Below are 16,944 nucleotides of genomic sequence, written 5' to 3' on the forward strand. Positions count from 1 at the left end.
CCAATCCTTTTGGTTGGCACAGCCCACCATAAAGTCCTATCAAAAAAGCCCTATCAAACTACCCAAATACACCAAAAGGAACGTCCATGACCTTTATGAGTGATCGCCTTGCCCAAAATCAAGCAGAAAACGAAGAAAAACGCCAAAAAGCCAATCATCAGACACCCGCCAAATCAGAAAAAGCCGAGCAAGCCATCACACACGCCAAATATGCCCGCTTTGCTTTTGATGTCAATGAGATTATGGCGAAACTTTCTGCCACAATCGTAGGACAAGGCGATGCCCTACAACAAATTGAACAAATGCTGACGGTGGTTAAGGCAGATTTCAACCCAAAAGACAAACCCTTATCCGTTACCTTAATGCTTGGACCGACAGGGGTTGGTAAGACCGAAACGGTGCGTATCATCAGCGAAGCTATCTACGGCAATGCCAACGCCTTTTGTCGTATTGACATGAACACCTTAGCCCAAGAGCATTATAGTGCCGCCCTGACAGGAGCACCGCCGGGCTATGTTGGTAGCAAAGAAGGCAATACGTTATTTAACCTTGAAGCGATTGCAGGCAGTTTTTCTAAGCCTGGTATCGTCTTATTTGATGAAATAGAAAAAGCAAGCAACGAAGTGATTAGAGCATTGCTCAATGTGCTAGATACAGGCAAACTCACGCTAACTTCTGGTACTAAGGCGATTGATTTTAGTAATTGCATGATTTTTATGACCAGTAATGTGGGTGCAAGAGCCAGCCAAATTCGCTTGGAACAATTAAATAAACTGCCCGCCACTCTACAAAGCTTGGCAGGCAGATTAAAATTGGACGAGACAACCTTAGTCCAAAAAGCCCTTGAACGTAAATTTGACCCTGAATTTATTAACCGCATTGAGCGTATCTTGGCTTACCAAAAAATCAACGACGACCAAATCCCCAAACTGATTGACATTGAACTTGATAAACTCAATGCCCGCCTAAGCAAAAAAGATCATCATGTTCAGCTGACCAATGACGCTGTCAACTACCTAGCCGATGGCTATGATGTGCGGTATGGAGCAAGGGGGCTTGGGCGAAAAATACGCACCGAGCTTGAACCTTTATTGGCAAGTTGGTATTTGGCACACCCTGACGATGGCACGGTAATCGTTGATGCTTGTGCTGATGGTCTGTGCATTGCGTGAATGCTAAGTTTTGACTTGTAGCTGTAATCAGCTTAAAGTGTTAAAAAATGGCGCAGATTTCATTCACCCCGCCCCTTATCCATAGCAGCTTATATACTGCTTGGTTATCGCTTTAAGTCGTCTCAACAAAAACTAAAAGCAATCCACCCTATAGATGGATTGCTTGGTTGCTCTACAATGCGATTTTAATCCCCCTGATAGCCTTTTAGCTTCAAGCGTGCCTTGTGTAGGAGTGGCTCGGTATAGCCAGATGGCTCGGTTGTGCCTTTGAAAATTAGGTCTTTGGCGGCATTAAAGGCGATGTTATTGTCAAAATCGCTCGCCATTGGGCGATATTCAAGGTCGCCCTTGTTTTGCTCGTCCACAACTTTTGCCATGCGTTTTAAAGCTTCCATCACATCGTCTTCGCTCACAATGCCATGGGTTAGCCAATTGGCGATGTGCTGACTTGAAATGCGTAGCGTGGCACGGTCTTCCATCAGCCCCACATTATGAATGTCAGGCACTTTTGAACAACCCACGCCCAAATCTACCCATCTGACGACATAACCCAAAATACCTTGACAATTATTGTCCAATTCACGGCGTTTGACTTCATCGCCAAAGTTGGTGTCTGTCGCCAAAGGCAAGGTCAATAAGTCGTCCAAACTTGGCACCGCTTCGCCAAGCAGTTCATCTTGGCGGTCCAAGACACAGCACTGGTGGTAATGAATGGCGTGAATGGTCGCACCAGATGGCGATGGCACCCATGCACAGCTTGCCCCCGCTTGGGGGTGTTCAATCTTCGTGCGGTACATATCGGCAAGCTCATCAGGCTTTGGCCACATACCTTTGCCAATTTGGGCTTTTGAACGCAGACCTGCATTTAGACCAATGGCGACATTGCGTTTTTCATAAGCATCAAACCAAACTTGCTTTTTGATGTCGCCTTTTGGGACAAACGCCCCTGCCTGCATGGCGGTGTGAATCTCATCACCTGTTCTGTCCATAAAGCCAGTATTGATAAAGATGGTGCGGTCTTTTGCCTTGGCGATGCAATTTTTTAGGTTGGCGGACGTGCGTTTTTCTTCGTCCATAATCCCCATTTTGACCGATTTGGCAGGCAGTCCGATGGCTTTTTCGGCACGCTCAAACAGCTCCACAGCAAACGCCACTTCGTCTGAGCCGTGCATTTTGGGTTTGACGATGTACATAGAGCCTGTACGAGAGTTACGCAATGTGTTTTCGCCACGAATATCAACCGCACTTAGCATGGGCGTGATGAGTGCGTCCATAATCCCTTCAAAAATCTCTTCGCCATCTACAAGAATGGCAGGATTGGTCATCAAATGCCCCACATTACGAAGGAGCATGACCGAACGCCCATGCAGAGTTTGGGTGTCGCCATTTAGGTCGGTATAAGTGCGGTCGTCATTGAGCATGCGGGTGATGGTTTTGCCGTTTTTTTCTACTTGTTCAGACAAATCCCCCTTCATCAAACCCAACCAATTACGATAACCTTCTACTTTCTCGCTGGCATCTACTGCCGCCACCGAATCTTCTAGGTCTTGAATGGTGGTAACCGCCGATTCCATCACAACATCTTTTACACCTGCTTTGTCAGACTTGCCGATGGCGTGCGTGCGGTCAATTTGAATAATGACGTGTAAGCCGTTGTTTTTTAGGATAATTTCGCTTGGGCTGTCAGGCTCGCCATTATAGCCGACTAACTGTTCGGCATTTTTTAAAGTCGTCTTGCTATCGCCGATTTGTGCCAAAAGTTTAGCGTCTTTGATGGCATAAGCCGTTACATCGCTGTGCAAGCCGTCTGTTAGGGAGAAAGTCTCATCAAGGAAATTTTTGGCAAATTCAACGACTTTTGCCCCACGCACAGGGTTATAGCCTACCCCCTTGTCCGCACCGTCTGTTTGGGGGATAACATCAAAGCCGTACAAAGCATCATACAGCGACCCCCAGCGGGCATTACCTGCGTTTAGGGCATAGCGAGCATTACGCACAGGCACGACAAGCTGAGCCCCTGAAATCGTTGCAATTTCGTCATCTACATTGTCTGTGGTGATTTGAAAATCATCAACTTCTGGTTCAAGATAACCAATATCAGTCAAAAAACTTTTATAGGCACTTAGCTCATAAGGGTTGTTTTTGTGCCATTCATCAATCTTGGCTTGTAGTTCGTCTCGCTTGGCAAGCAAGGCTTTATTTTTTGGGGTCAAATCACGCACAACTTGCTCAAAGTTTTGCCAATAAGTATTGCTGTCAATCCGTGCAACAGGTAGGGCTTCTTGTTCAATAAAGTCAAATAAAATCTTGTCAATGGCAAGTGTGCCTTTTTGGATACGGTCGGTCATATTTTATCCTTAAAATCAATCATTTAAAAAAAACGGTGCTTTGCTTTTTACAAAACACCGTTTACAGTCAATTTAGGTGAGACCAAGCGGATAAATGCTAATGCAAGGAAAACGAGCGAAGCTGTACAAGTAGTACTGCAAGCGAGTTTGACGAAGCAGTAGCGTTTAGCCGAGCAGGTCTTAGCCGCCAAACTGGTTCATGGTGTTCTTACTCGCATCTCCTGCTTTTAGGGCATTATCACCAGAGAAAATCTCTTTGTGGTCATCGCCAATATCGGAGCCTGCCATCGCTTGATGCTTCACGCAAGCGATTCCGCCACGAATTTCTTTACGCTGAACACCTGCCACATAAGCGAGCATACCTTCATCACCAAAGTAGCCTTTGGCAAGCTCATGTGTAGATAAGGCAGCAGTGTGGTAAGTTGGCAGTGTGATTAGGTGATGGAACACGCCTGCCTCACGAGCGGCATCAGCTTGGAAAGTGCGGATTTTGTCATCGGCATCACGGGCAAGCTCGCTGTCGTCATATTGTGCGTCCATCAGTTTGGCACGGTCGTAGCCTGATACATCTTTGCCCTCGGCAACCCAGCGGTCGTAGGCTTGCTGACGGAAGTTTAGCGTCCAGTTAAATGATGGCGAATTGTTGTACACCAATTTGGCATCTGGTACTTGTTTTTTGATGTCGTTCACAAAACTTGCAATGGCAGCCACATCTGGCGTTGGCGTTTCAATCCAAATCATGTCCGCACCGTTTTGAAGTGATGTTACGCAGTCTAGCACCACACGGTCATGCTGTGTGCCTTTACGGAACTGATATAAACCTGACGGCAAGCGAGTGGGTCTGTGTAATTTGCCATCACGCTTGATGAGAATTTCGTCATCAAAGGCATCAGCGATGTCAATCTCGGCGGTTTCTAGGTAGCTGATGTATTTGCTTGCCAAATCGCCTTTTTCTTTTGATACTGGGATTTTTTGGGTCAAATCCGCCCCTTCTGAGTCGGTACGAGCGACAATCACGCCATCATCAACGCCAAGCTCCAAAAACGCATAACGCACGGCGTTAATCTTAGCCAAAAAGTCTTCGTGCGGTACCGTAACTTTACCTGCTTGGTGTCCGCATTGCTTGGCATCTGACACTTGGTTTTCAATCTGAATGGCACACGCCCCAGCTTCAATCATCTGCTTGGTCAAAAGATAAGTCGCCTCTTCGTTACCAAAGCCTGCATCAATGTCAGCGATGATTGGCACGACATGGGTTTCAAAATTATCAATTTGACTTTCAATCTCTTTGGCAAGGGCGGTATCGCCTGCTTCTTCTGCCTTTTGTAAGGCACGAAATAGGTCATTTAATTCTTTGGCATCTGCTTGACGAAGGAAAGTATAAATCTCGGCGATGAGTTTTGGCACAGCGGTTTTTTCGTGCATGGACTGGTCAGGCAATGGACCAAACTCAGAACGCAGTGCCGCCACCATCCAACCTGATAGGTAGATGTAGCGTTTGTCGGTTGTGCCAAAGTATTTTTTATTGGCAATCATTTTTTGTTGGGCGATAAATCCATGCCAACAGCCGAGCGACTGGGTGTATTTGCTGTTATCAGCGTCGTATTCTGCCATGTCACGACGCATGATTGATGCGGTGTATTTGGCGATGTCAAGTCCTGTTTTAAAGCGGTTTTGCACCATCATACGGGCAGCGTCATCGGGGCAGATAGCACCCCAAGTATCGCCAAGCTTGGCTTTTACGTTCTTCACGTGTTGTAGTGCTGATTGATAAGACTGTGTCATGATACTACTCCTTATTGTCATGATGTGCTAGGCACGGGGTTTTGGTAAGAAAAAGATGGTCAAACCATTTGACTTCATCATCTTTAAACACAGCATACAAAAATCTTTGCACCTTGACTACCCTATGAAACTGTATATTCACTATTTATATAAAAAATGATACTAGTTTTATTATTAAAATATTAAATATAATAAGACGCTTTGGTGGTTCATTGACAGTACTTCGCCTGCTTTTGCTTGCGTTATGGTGTTTTTGGGTGAGCTTTGTTAAAATTGAGCCAATAACAGCTTTTATGCAATCAATTTTGTATAATTTGGTACAGGCTTACAATGCCACCCCCTTGGCGATTATAGCAATCGCCTAAAATCCACCCTAACCGATGAAAGCACATAATGACACATTCAAACAACTTCATGCACCACATCTTTGGACATCGATCTCCTGACACTGATGCGATCGTTTCTGCCTTAGTCTTAGCAGAATATTTTCGCTTACAAGGCGTTCCATCCGCCTCTTATCGCCTAGGCAAAATGAATGGCGAAAGTACGTTTTTATTAAATTTAGTATCAGCTCGCCCACCCATTTACTTAGATCCTGATCAGCCTTATGATATACTTCACTCAGGTGATATCATCTGCCTTACCGACCATAATGAGACAGCCCAAAGCATTAACCATCTTGAAGACTTTACCATCAGTCATGTGATTGACCACCACAAAATCGCCTTAAACACAAAAACGCCTGCCTACATTCGCATCATGCCTGTTGGTTGCACTTGTACTATTTTACTTGACCTATTCACCGAAAAAAGACTTCCCATTACAGCAAAGACTGCCACACTGATGCTCGGTGCTATCATCTCAGACACCCTAAATCTACAAAGCCCGACAACCACAGACAGCGATATCCTAGCGGTAGATAAGCTTGCTAAAATCGCACAGATTCACCGTGTGGATGAATTTGCTGAGCGGCTGTTCACCGCCAAAAGCAACCTTACACATCTATCTGCCCAAGACATCTTACTTGGGGACTATAAAGAATTTAGCTTTAATGAGATGAGCGGCACTGTAAAATGGGGTATTGCAGGCATTGAAACTATGGATAGCTCATACGTGTTTAATCGCATGGATGAATTAACAAGCCAAGCCGCTTTACTTAAAAATACCAAAAATTTAGATTATCTAATGATCGCTGTGGTGGACATCCGAGCAAAAACAAGCTTTATCATGGCGTATGACGAAGCCCAAAACGCCATCATCAGACAAGCATTTGATATCAATGATGATGGCAAACTGTTTACACTAAAGGGCATCGTCAGCCGTAAAAAACAACTGGTGCCGACACTGGCTCATTACCACCAAAGCTTTAGTAAAAATTAACAAAATAGATGATTTTAGTCATGAATTCATGCTAAACTAAATGAGCATATTATCCCAAACCTTGACTTTGTGTTAAGTTTCATTAGAAAGGAAAACCCCATGTTTAAAGACATCTCTTTGCACGCCTACGACCCAGAACTTGCCGCCGCCATTGATGCTGAAAGCCAGCGTCAAGAAGACCACATTGAGCTTATCGCCTCAGAAAACTACTGCTCGCCTGCGGTCATGGAAGCCCAAGGCACCGCTTTGACCAACAAATATGCCGAAGGCTATCCAAACAAACGCTACTACGGTGGCTGTGAACACGTAGACATCATTGAGCAAATCGCCATTGACCGTGCCAAAGAGCTGTTTGGTGCTGACTACGCCAACGTACAGCCCCACTCAGGTTCATCTGCCAATGCGGCGGTCTATTTGGCACTCCTAGAAGCAGGCGATACCGTGCTTGGCATGAGCTTGGCTCACGGTGGGCATTTGACGCATGGGGCTTCTGTGTCATTCTCTGGCAAGACTTATAATGCAGTACATTATGGCATCACCGATGACGGATTTATTGATTATGATGAAGTTGCTCGCCTAGCACGCACGCACAAGCCTAAGATGATTATTGGTGGGTTCTCAGCGTATAGCCAAGTGGTGGATTGGCAAAAGTTTCGTGAGATTGCCGATGAAGTGGGTGCTTATCTGATGGTGGATATGGCACACGTGGCAGGTCTTGTGGCAGCAGGCGTGTATCCTAACCCTGTCAAGATTGCTGATGTTACCACCACCACCACACACAAAACCTTGCGTGGTCCACGTTCAGGTCTTATTCTTGCCAAAGCGAATGCAGAGATTGAGAAAAAACTAAACTCAGCCGTATTCCCCGGTAGCCAAGGCGGTCCTTTGATGCACGCTGTGGCAGCCAAAGCGGTGTGCTTTAAAGAAGCGATGAGCGATGACTACAAAGCCTACCAACAGCAGGTCGTCAAAAATGCCCAAGCCATGGCAAATACCATCATCAATCGTGGCTATGACGTGGTCTCTGGCGGTACCCAGAACCACCTAATGCTCGTCAGCCTAATCAAACAAGGCATCACAGGCAAAGACGCAGACAAATGGCTTGGCGATGCTCACATCACCGTCAATAAAAACGCCGTACCAAACGACCCCAAATCACCCTTTGTTACATCAGGCATTCGCCTAGGCACGCCAGCGGTAACCACTCGTGGCTTTAAAGAAGCAGAATGCGTTGCCTTAGCAGGTTGGATTTGTGATATTTTAGATGCCAAAGGCGATGAGACAGTGATTGGCGAAGTGCGTGCCAAAGTTGCTGATGTCTGTGCTAGATTGCCCGTCTACCAAAAATCTAAAGCCAAAGAGCTTTTAGCCAAACTTGGTGATGTTATCGATGAGCAAGCGGATAATGAACTTATCCAAACTGCCAAAGAAAAAGTGACTGAGCTTTATGAAAAGCTAAGCCAAAAGATTGCTAAGTAATCTGCTTTTTTAAAAACCTTTCTGCTAATAGAAAGGTTTTTTTATGTCAATTTACTGCTGATAGCAGTCTTTATGGTGGCTACCAATCTACACAAAAACTTTTAGAAGTCTAGATAGGCGTGGTATAATACGGTAGTTTAAATTCATCTTTTGATTGGTCACTGTCATGCCAAAACCAACCTCCAAAACCATAAAAGCAGGCGATAAGCTGTCCTCTCGCTTATGGCAGGGATTTTTAACCACTGTTGGCACGGAGCGATTTTTTCATATCTTTTCACCATGGGTGAAATGGCTGTCTTTAATTGCCGCAATTTTATTAGGTGTTGGGACAATTTGGGGGCTGGGCTTTGCACCGCCTGACTATCTCCAAGGTAACAGCTATCGCATTATCTTTATTCATGTGCCGACCGCAAGTCTTGCCATGAGTATTTATTTTGCATTGGCAATACTTGGGGTGATTTTCTTAGTATGGAAAATTAAGACAGCAAGCCTTGTTGCCCAAGCCATCGCACCGATGGGATTTATTTTTTGTGTGCTATCACTGCTGACAGGTTCAATCTGGGCAAAACCCACATGGGGAACATACTGGGTGTGGGATGCACGATTAACCAGTATGCTGATTTTAGCGTTCTTATATGCAGGCGTGATGGCGTTATTCTCAGCGTTTGCTCACAGTCCAAACCGTGGCAAGGCAGCAGCCATTTTGTCTGTCGTCGGTGCAGTTAATCTGCCAATCATCAAGTATTCGGTGGAGTGGTGGAATACCCTACATCAAGGGGCGACTTTCACCGTTACCAATACACCAAAAATGTCAGCGACTATGTGGGTGCCGCTATTGATTGTAATGCTAGGCATGTACTTTTTGGCAGCAGCTCTTGCTATCTATCGCACCAACTCGCTCGCCCTAGCCTATGATCATAATAAATCTTGGGTACAAAGACTTATCAATGCAGGCCAAAGGAGCGACTCATGACCCCTTATTTTTCTAGTGTTAGCGACCTTTTGCACATGGATGGGCATGGCAGTTTCGTTTGGGCTTGTTATGGCATTACCTTTGTTGCCATCTTTTTATTAATCATTTTCGTGAAAAATGAGCGTAAATCCACTATTAGCAAGCTTACTCGTCAATCATACGCCAAGGGACATCGTGATCGCCTAACCAACAAACAACGCCAACAACAATTGTGAGTACACCATGAATCAAGCCAGACAAAAAAAACTAATGTGGGTTATTGCCATGCTTGTTGGGGCAGTCATCGCTGTTAGTCTAATTTTATACGCCGTACGTCAGCAGACTGATTATTATTTTGATCCGACTGCCATCAGTCAAGGTCAAGCACCACAAGCTAAGCGTATCCGTGCAGGTGGTATGGTGGTAGCAGGCAGCGTTAAGCGTGATCCTGCCGATCAGCTCAATGTTCAGTTTGCCATCACTGACTATAAGGCTACCGTACCCGTCTCCTATCGCGGGGTTTTACCAGATTTATTTGCCGAAAACTCAGGTGTCGTTGCTACAGGTGAACTAAAAGATGGGGTTTTTGTCGCATCTGAAGTGCTTGCCAAGCACGATGAAAATTACATGCCGCCAGAAGTTGCCAAATCCCTAAAAACACAGCACACACAAGATGGTGTTAACACCAATGGTGAGCAGTTCGTTCCTGCAACAAGTATGGCAGAAATTGATGAACGCAATACAAAAACGCCTTAACATTTTTGGTTATCGTTTAGTGGCGACAGCTAAGATTTACCGTTGTTTAATAAACATAACTTAAGGCGACAACGTTCACAAGTATACAAAAGCCCATAAGGTTGCTCACAACTAATCATTATTGCAATGTTAATCGGCTAACCACAACGACCATAGATTTTTACCATAATAAAAACCCCTTGCAAATAACAAGGGGTTTTATCAGTGCCAGCTGATTACCAGCCTTTAACCACGCCATCTTTAAATTGCTTTTTCGCTTCTGCTTCTACTTCATCAGATTGGAAAGCTTTTACATAGTCTTGAACTGCTTTAGAATCTTTGTTATCAGCACGAGCAACGATGATATTGACATAAGGAGAATCCTTATCTTCAACGAACACACCATCATTAGCTGTTAGACCAACTTGGGCTGCATAGTTGTTGTTCACAACCGCTAAATCCACATCATCCAATGCACGAGCTGCAACTGAAGTATCCACTTCTTGGATTTTTAAATTTTTTGGGTTTTCAATGATGTCAATTGATGTTGAGAATAAATTGGTATTGTCTTTTAGCTTAATTAACCCTTGTTTCTCAAGCAAAATTAACGCACGAGCTAGGTTTGATGGATCGTTTGGTACAGCGATGGTTGCACCATCTTGTAGCTCTGCTACTGTTTTAATCTTCTTAGAGTAACCAGCCAGTGGATATACAAAAGTATTACCCACGATTACTAGGTTATCAAGACTCTTCTCAGCGCTGTCTTTATCTAGGTATGGCTTATGCTGAAAAGCGTTCGCATCAAGCTCACCTTTAGATACTGCTGTGTTTGGTAACGCATAGTCATTAAATTCGGTGTATTCTACCACTAGACCATATTTTTCTTTAGCAATCTTTGCTGCCACTTCTGCTACTGCATGCTCAGGACCGCTCATTACGCCCACCTTTAGGACTTGGGCTTCTTCTGTTGCTGCAGGTGTTGCTGCTTGGTCAGCAGGCTTATCCCCACCACAGCCAGCAAGTGCGATACCAGACGCCAAAGCACAAACACCGAAAAATTTTGATAGTTTCATAACATTCTCTCGTTTTAAGTGATAAAAAAAAGATGACGATTTCATAAAAACCGTCAGTAAATGCATATTAAAGCATAATTTAAACCAAATAGAAATATTTTATTAACAAAATCACTCAATTTTTTCGTATAAAGCTTATTCCATTTTAGAATAAATACTTAGCGATGGTCGTACTTTTGTGCTAATACGTCGCCAATTTTTTGGCAAATCATCACAAACGCCACGATGATAATGGTTGAAAGCCACTTAACATAGACCATGCCACGGTGTTCGCCATAACTGATGGCAAGGTTACCAAGACCACCGCCACCAACCACGCCTGCCATTGCAGAATAACTGATAAGCGTAATCATCGTGATGGTGATGGCATTGATTAAAATTGGTAAACTTTCTGGCAAATAGTACTTAAATACCACTTGAGAGCGGGTCGCTCCCATGGATTTGGCAGCTTCGGTCAGCCCTGTTGGAATCTCGGTTAATGCGTTTGCCGTCAAGCGTGCAAAAAACGGAATCGCCGCCACGCTCAAAGGCACAATGGCAGCTGTCGTACCTAGACTTGTCCCCACTAAAAAGCGAGTAACAGGCAATAGGATAATTAATAAAATAATAAACGGAATGGATCGCCCAATATTAATAACCACATCAAGCAGCTCAAACATCGGTTTATTAGCAAGTAAGCGATCTTTACCAGTTAAGAATGCAAAAAACCCCATCGGCAGACCAAATAGCACCGAAATCAAAGTGGACATGATGCCCATATACACCGTTTCATAAGTGGATTTGGCGACCATTTGCCACATCTGCGGTGTCAGCTCAGCGATAAAGCCTTGATATAATTCATGCCACATAGCCAAGCACCTCTGCTGTTACGCCATTTTCATATAAAAATTTTCTCGCCTGCTGTGTCTTATCTACATCGCCTATCATCTCAGCAATGGTGAAGCCAAACTTAACCTCGCCTACATAGTCCATCTGCGACGTTAAAATATTAAACTCCACGCCATATTGCTTAGTCGCTTGAGAAAACAGCGGCATATCCACCGAATTGCCAGTAAAACCAAACTTCACGACAGGATAAGTTTGCATAGGCGTGGGCGTTTGGCTTAGCTTAGATAGATAAGCTTGTGGCAGACGAACGTGGAAAGTCGATCCGATGAACTGCTTTGCAAGTTCGGTCTGTGGATTAGCAAAAAGCTCGCTCACTTTACCAGACTCAACCACCACACCCAGATCCATCACCGCAACCTTATCACAGATCTGCTTAACCACATCCATCTCATGGGTGATTAATAAGATGGTAATGCCAAGTTTGCGATTGATTTTTTTGAGTAAAGATAAAATCGCCTGAGTAGTCGCAGGGTCTAAGGCACTGGTCGCTTCATCACAAAGTAGCACTTTTGGATCGCACGCTAAGGCACGAGCGATGGCAACACGCTGCTTTTGACCACCTGATAGATTAGCAGGATACACATGCTCTTTACCATTAAGACCGACAAGCTCTATCAAACGAGACACCTTTTGATGGATAGTGTTTTTGGGCGTTTGGGAAAGCTCTAAAGGCAAAGCAATGTTATCAAACACGGTGCGAGAATGCAGCAGATTAAAATGCTGAAAAATCATGCCTATATGACGACGAGCCTCCACAAGTTCACGCTCACTAAGCGCGGTTAAATCCTGACCGCTTAGCATAACCTTGCCTGTTGTCGGACGCTCTAGCAAATTAATGCAGCGAATCAGTGTTGATTTACCTGCACCAGATGAGCCGATAATGCCAAATATCTCGCCTTGTTGCACACAAAGAGTAGTTGGATGAACAGCGGTAAATTGTGTGGTTTTACTATCTTTTTGGATGTTAAAGACCTTGCTTACATCGATAAGCTGTATCATAGAATCCATGATGTTATCTAAATTATAAAAATAGTACTATTATAACACATTCAAGCATCGCCACCAACTTACACATAAAAAAGCACTCGTGATGAGTGCTTTTTTAGGAAGTTACGATATTCTTAAAACGGCATATCATCATCTGACACGCTTGGGGCTGTGCCACTTGCTTGTGGTGGCGTGTCTGACTTGGGCGTACCGAATGCGTTTTTATCAGAGTATCCAGCATCCTCTTGAGATGCAAAGTTATTATAGTTACCTTGAGATTGCGAAGCTAAGCTGCGATCTGCAAAGCCATTTTGTGGTGCAACGCTTGACTGCCCGCCATACTGATTGCCGTTTTGTGAAAACTGATTTTGGCTATTTTGGTTTGCATAACCGTTGTTATTTTGAAAGCCGTTGCCGCCATTTTGAAAACCAGAGTTTTGATTGGCATTTTGGTTGAAATTACGGTTTTGGTTGTTACCCCAGCTGCCATTTTGGTTGTTTTGAAAACCGTTGCCACCATTATTATCGCCACTTGAGCTTAGCATACGCATTTCTGATGCACGAATCTCAGTGCTATAACGCTCTATGCCTTGATTATCGGTGTATTTACGAGTGTTTAGACTGCCTTCAACATACACCATACTGCCTTTGCGTAAATACTGAGCAGCAATCTCACCAAGACGGTTAAATAAACTAATACGATGCCACTCTGTCTGTTCACGACGCTCGCCAGTATTTTTATCTGTCCAGCGTTCACTAGTTGCGACACTGATGTTCGTCACGCCACCGCCATTTTGAAATTGGCGAACTTCTGGATCATTCCCTAATCTACCGACAATAATTACTTTATTTACACTACTCATAAGATACTCTAATCACTTTAAAATGGGTACTAATTTTAGTTGATAAGCAAAAACCACTATTTTTTGCTTATATTCTACCTACTTTATCAAATTTTACAAAAATTACCACCAATTTTTATAAAAATCAGCTTTTGTCATGATGATTAGGCTTAGGACTGCTACGTCTTGGTATCAGTAGCAGTGCAACTACAAGGGAAAATTTAATCAATTTAGACATCTGACTTACCTTGTTCTAAGACCAACTTTAAAAATCTACCTGTGTGCGATCGTTCGTCACTTGCCACATCTTCTGGCGTACCAAAAGCAACGATTTTTCCGCCACCACTACCACCTTCATAGCCCAGATCCACCACCCAATCAGCCGTCTTAATCACGTCTAAATTATGCTCAATCACCACCACCGTATTACCACGATCCCTTAAGGTGTGTAGGATTTTTAGTAGCTTATCAATGTCAGCAAAATGCAGACCTGTGGTTGGCTCATCTAAAATGTATAAGGTCTTACCTGTGTCTCGCTTGGATAACTCTTTTGCTAATTTCACCCTTTGGGCTTCACCGCCTGATAATGTCGTAGCAGACTGACCAAGCTTAATGTAGTCTAACCCAACCTCAGATAAGGCTTGCACTCTTCGGTAAATGGCGGGAATGTTCTCAAAAAACACCATCGCCTCTTCAACCGTCATCTCAAGCACATCCGAGATGGATTTGCCTTTATAGTGAACTTCTAAAGTCTCACGGTTATAACGCTTGCCATGACAAGCATCACACGGCACATACATATCAGGCAAAAAGTGCATCTCAACCTTAATCAAGCCATCACCTTGGCAGACCTCACAGCGTCCGCCCTTGACATTAAAACTAAATCGTCCCGCCTGATAACCCCTTGCTCTTGCCTCTGGCGTCTGCGTAAATAAGTCTCTAATCAATGTGAAAACACCTGTATAAGTGGCAGGATTACTGCGTGGCGTCCTTCCAATGGGACTTTGGTCGATATCCACCATCTTATCTAGGTGTTCAAGCCCTGTAATTTTATCGTGTTTTTCAGCAATAAGTGTCGTAGCATTGTTTAGTGTTGTTGCCGCAAGTGGCATCAAGGTGCGGTTAATCAGTGTACTCTTACCAGACCCTGACACACCTGTAACACACGTCATTACCCCAATCGGAATAGATAAATTGACATTTTTTAGATTATTGCCATTAGCACCTTCTAAATGGATGAACAGCGGTTCTTGTAGTGTTTTTTTACCCTTTTTAACTTCGATGGTTTTTGGGGTATGGCGGATTTTAGGAATTTCAATTTTGCGTTTTCCTGATAAGTACTGCCCTGTTAAGGAATCTTTATTTTTAGCAATTTGGCTTGCAGTGCCTTGTGCAATCACTCGACCGCCATGCACGCCTGCCCCCACGCCAATATCAATAACGTGGTCAGCTGTGCGGATTGCATCTTCATCATGCTCAACGACAATCACTGTATTGCCAAGATCACGCAGATATGTCAAAGTAGATAACAGGCGGTCGTTATCTCGCTGGTGCAGACCGATTGATGGCTCATCTAGTACATACATCACACCCATAAGCCCTGCTCCGATTTGGCTTGCCAAGCGAATCCGCTGAGCCTCGCCTCCTGATAGCGTCTCAGCAGAGCGTGCCAGCGTCAGATAGTCAAGACCAACTTTCACCAAAAACCCAAGTCTTTCACGAATTTCTTTGAATATCTTATCCGCCACTTCGCCTTTATGACCGCCGATGGTGAGTTTCTCATAATATTGCCAAATCTCACCAATCGGCTGATGTATGATATCGCCAATCACTCGATTATCAACTTGCACATGACGAGCGATGTCATTTAAACGAACGCCATCACAGACATTACAGGTGGTGTCTGATAGATACCGCGCCAGTTCATCACGCACAAGGTTACTCGTTGTGGATTGATAACGACGCTCTAGATAAGGTAAAATCCCCTCAAAAGGCGTATTTTTATTGGTCTTACGTCCACGCTCATCGGTGAATTGAAAGTTAATCTTTTCTTTTGCTGAACCATTTAAAATGATGTTTTGGTGCTTTTTATCCAACGCTTGCCATGGTGTGTCCATATCGATGCCAAAATGCGCGCAAACGGTTGTCAATAATCCAAAGTAATACGCATGGCGTTTATCCCAGCCATGGATTGCCCCCTGATTTAGGGATTTTTGTGGCTCGTGAATCAGACGCTCTGCACTAAAATACTGACGCTTACCTAAGCCGTCGCACGAAGGACATGCCCCAAACGGATTGTTAAAGCTAAATAACCTTGGCTCAAGCTCAGCCACTGCTCTATCGCACACAGGACAAGAATGCTTGGCAGATAAGATTTGCTCATCTGCAGTATCCATCAGATGAATGATTGCCAAATCTGAACCCAATCTTAAGGCAGTCTCTAAACTCTCAGCAACCCGATTACCCAAATCTTCACGCACTTTAAACCGATCCACCACTACATCGATGGTGTGCTTTTTGTTTTTTTCTAAGCTTGGCAATTCATCAATATCGTAAATTATACCATCAATACGCACCTTAGTAAAACCTTGGGCAGACAGCTGATCGAGTAAAGCCAAATGCTCGCCTTTGCGTTCACGCACCACAGGGGCTAAAATCATCAGCTTTGTGCCTTCAGGTCTTGCCATCACTTCATCGACCATCTGCGATACCGTCTGAGCTACCATAGGCTCGCCATGCTCAGGGCAATATGGCACACCCACCCGAGCAAACAAAAGCCTTAGATAATCGTACACTTCTGTGATTGTGCCGACGGTTGAGCGGGGGTTGTGGTTGGTGGATTTTTGTTCAATGGCAATCGCTGGTGATAAGCCTTCAATGCTATCTACATCAGGCTTTTGCATCTGACTAAGAAACTGGCGAGCATAGGCAGATAAGCTCTCCACATAGCGACGCTGACCTTCTGCATACAGCGTATCAAAGGCAAGCGACGACTTGCCCGACCCTGACAGACCTGTAATGACCACAAACTGGTTACGGGGGATATCCACATCAATATTCTTTAGATTATGTGTTCTTGCCCCTTTGATACTAATGTGCTTATGCATAAACTCGCTCATTGATTTATCCGTATAATTTTTAGTCTAAATGGGGGTGATTTGCTCGTTTTAAAGGTAAAATGTGCTTGCTCTTTTGATAATGTGGCTTTTATCATAATCTGTCAAATGTCAGTAGCGATATACCAATCAGATGCAATCTGTCACAACCCAAGTTATAATACCCAAAACCAACACGATAAACGAC

13 protein-coding genes are annotated in these 16,944 nt (G+C 44.1%); 6 read left to right on the forward strand and 7 right to left on the reverse strand.

All coding sequences use genetic code 11. The features are described 5' to 3' along the window. The first annotated feature begins 86 nt into the window (after positions 1 to 86). Positions 87 to 1,172 carry an AAA family ATPase gene (locus LU293_RS03640; RefSeq protein WP_242748896.1) on the forward strand — a complete coding sequence of 362 codons (1,086 nt, stop codon included), beginning with the start codon at positions 87 to 89 and terminating at the stop codon, positions 1,170 to 1,172. Between the two features lie 185 nt (positions 1,173 to 1,357). Here LU293_RS03640 and LU293_RS03645 read toward each other — a convergent pair whose 3' ends face one another. Both LU293_RS03645 and LU293_RS03650 read right to left on the reverse strand, forming a co-directional pair. After that, the gene (locus LU293_RS03645; protein WP_242748900.1) at positions 1,358 to 3,520 is read right to left on the reverse strand and encodes a malate synthase G; all 2,163 of its coding nucleotides are present in this window, start codon (positions 3,518 to 3,520) and stop codon (positions 1,358 to 1,360) included. 180 nt (positions 3,521 to 3,700) lie between these two features. Then, complete coding sequence (locus tag LU293_RS03650; RefSeq protein ID WP_242748903.1) at positions 3,701 to 5,305, reverse strand: isocitrate lyase; 1,605 nt, start codon at positions 5,303 to 5,305, stop codon at positions 3,701 to 3,703. 393 nt (positions 5,306 to 5,698) lie between these two features. Here LU293_RS03650 and LU293_RS03655 point away from each other — a divergent pair, with 393 nt between their 5' ends. The 5 genes from LU293_RS03655 to ccmE all read left to right on the forward strand — a co-directional run bounded on the left by LU293_RS03655 (position 5,699) and on the right by ccmE (position 9,872). Beyond that, entirely contained in the window at positions 5,699 to 6,685 is a 987-nt protein-coding gene (locus tag LU293_RS03655; RefSeq protein WP_242748906.1) for a manganese-dependent inorganic pyrophosphatase, read from the forward strand. Between the two features lie 99 nt (positions 6,686 to 6,784). Continuing rightward, on the forward strand, positions 6,785 to 8,164 hold the full coding sequence (gene glyA, locus LU293_RS03660) for a serine hydroxymethyltransferase (RefSeq protein WP_242748909.1): 1,380 nt from the start codon (positions 6,785 to 6,787) through the stop codon (positions 8,162 to 8,164). Between the two features lie 166 nt (positions 8,165 to 8,330). Further along, positions 8,331 to 9,137: a heme ABC transporter permease CcmC gene (gene ccmC / locus LU293_RS03665; protein WP_242748912.1), complete on the forward strand. Its 807-nt coding sequence runs from the start codon at positions 8,331 to 8,333 to the stop codon at positions 9,135 to 9,137. Further along, a complete protein-coding gene (ccmD, locus tag LU293_RS03670; RefSeq protein WP_242748915.1) occupies positions 9,134 to 9,352 on the forward strand; it encodes a heme exporter protein CcmD in 219 nt (72 codons plus the stop codon). Before ccmC ends, ccmD begins: the two co-directional genes overlap by 4 nt. 7 nt (positions 9,353 to 9,359) lie before the next feature. Further along, entirely contained in the window at positions 9,360 to 9,872 is a 513-nt protein-coding gene (ccmE, locus tag LU293_RS03675; protein WP_242748918.1) for a cytochrome c maturation protein CcmE, read from the forward strand. Positions 9,873 to 10,087: 215 nt separating this feature from the next. On the opposite strand, the gene LU293_RS03680 is transcribed toward ccmE, so the two are convergent. The 5 genes from LU293_RS03680 to uvrA all read right to left on the reverse strand — a co-directional run bounded on the left by LU293_RS03680 (position 10,088) and on the right by uvrA (position 16,760). Next, complete coding sequence (locus tag LU293_RS03680; protein ID WP_242748921.1) at positions 10,088 to 10,924, reverse strand: MetQ/NlpA family lipoprotein; 837 nt, start codon at positions 10,922 to 10,924, stop codon at positions 10,088 to 10,090. Positions 10,925 to 11,082: 158 nt separating this feature from the next. Further along, positions 11,083 to 11,772 carry a methionine ABC transporter permease gene (locus tag LU293_RS03685; RefSeq protein ID WP_242748924.1) on the reverse strand — a complete coding sequence of 230 codons (690 nt, stop codon included), beginning with the start codon at positions 11,770 to 11,772 and terminating at the stop codon, positions 11,083 to 11,085. Further along, the gene (metN, locus tag LU293_RS03690; protein WP_242748929.1) at positions 11,762 to 12,811 is read right to left on the reverse strand and encodes a methionine ABC transporter ATP-binding protein MetN; all 1,050 of its coding nucleotides are present in this window, start codon (positions 12,809 to 12,811) and stop codon (positions 11,762 to 11,764) included. The genes LU293_RS03685 and metN overlap by 11 nt, the downstream gene beginning before the upstream one ends. A 122-nt stretch (positions 12,812 to 12,933) precedes the next feature. After that, the gene (locus LU293_RS03695; protein WP_242748932.1) at positions 12,934 to 13,662 is read right to left on the reverse strand and encodes a single-stranded DNA-binding protein; all 729 of its coding nucleotides are present in this window, start codon (positions 13,660 to 13,662) and stop codon (positions 12,934 to 12,936) included. 209 nt (positions 13,663 to 13,871) lie between these two features. Continuing rightward, on the reverse strand, positions 13,872 to 16,760 hold the full coding sequence (gene uvrA / locus LU293_RS03700; protein ID WP_375540350.1) for an excinuclease ABC subunit UvrA: 2,889 nt from the start codon (positions 16,758 to 16,760) through the stop codon (positions 13,872 to 13,874). Between the last annotated feature and the right edge of the window lie 184 nt (positions 16,761 to 16,944).

It is taken from the genome of Moraxella nasovis, assembly GCF_022701215.1.
Classification (GTDB): domain Bacteria; phylum Pseudomonadota; class Gammaproteobacteria; order Pseudomonadales; family Moraxellaceae; genus Moraxella; species Moraxella nasovis.